The 1,138-nt window shown below is 49.3% G+C and carries 1 protein-coding gene; it reads left to right on the top strand.

Annotation, left to right across the window (positions count from 1 at the left end):
* A partial coding sequence (locus tag AC0YNZ_RS31390; protein WP_475830277.1) for an IS256 family transposase occupies nucleotides 1-1,086 on the top strand: 1,086 nt, incomplete at its 5' end.
* Nucleotides 1,087-1,138 lie beyond the last annotated feature (52 nt).

Raw genomic sequence — 1,138 nt, 5'->3', positions numbered from 1 at the left:
CAAGTGCTAAAGGCACAAGCCACAGAACAACTAGCAGCATCCGAATATGAGCGCACACCGGATAGACAGGGACAACGAAATGGAAGCTACAATCGAAGCCTGACGACACGTGTGGGTAGCATCACTTTGCAAATCCCAAGATTCAGGGATGGCAAGTTCTCGACGGAGCTCTTTAAACGTTACCAAAGGAGTGAACAAGCGCTCGTGCTCACCCTGATGGAACTTGTGATCAATGGGGTCTCCACCCGTAAAGTAGCCCGTGTCACGGAAGAACTATGCGGAAGAGAGTTCTCCAAATCGACCGTTAGTGAATTATGCAAACAGCTCGATCCGGTCGTTCAGGGGTGGAATAACCGCTCTCTGCACGAAGTTGCTTATCCATTTATTACGGTAGATGCCATGTATGTGAAAGTGCGCGAAGATGGCCGTATACGCTCTAGAGGTGTCTTTATTGGCTATGGCGTGAACACAGATGGCAATCGAGAGATCCTTGGACTAGCGGTAGGCGATACGGAATCCGAAGCAAGCTGGGGCGCTTTCTTCAACCAATTGAAGGAGCGTGGCCTGCAGGGCGTCGATTGTATCACGAGTGATACGCATGGTGGTTTGGTCAAGGCGATTCGTCAACACTTTCAAGGCGTAACGTGGCAACGGTGCCAGACGCACTTTATGCGAAACATACTGGATGCTGCACCGAAGTCGCTACAGGCGAGCATTAAAGGTATGGTTCGCTCCATTTTTGAAGCACCGGACCTAGACATCGCCAGGAAATGCTTGAAAGACACATTAGATGCTTTTCAGGACAAAGCTCCAAAGGCGATGGATACGCTTGAAAATGGCTTTGACGATGCCACAGCAATACTTGTCTATCCAGAGGAGTACCGTGTTCGACTACGCACTTCCAACGGTATTGAACGTGTGAACGGCGAGATTCGTCGACGTGAGCGCGTCATTCGTATCTTCCCGAACCGTGAAGCCGTTGTGCGCATGATCGGCTCTGTGCTAATGGAGATTGAGGCACACTGGGAGTCTAGCCGTAAATTCATGGATATGTCTTCATACCACGAATGGCGTAAAACTCGTTAGCATCATTTCAGATAACACGGATGAGATTTTACACATAAATATGGACTTGACC

The organism is Paenibacillus sp. J2L1-98, assembly GCF_056269405.1.
Note: the sequence above shows the minus strand (reverse complement) of the source record. Positions and strands in the feature narration are given on the sequence as shown.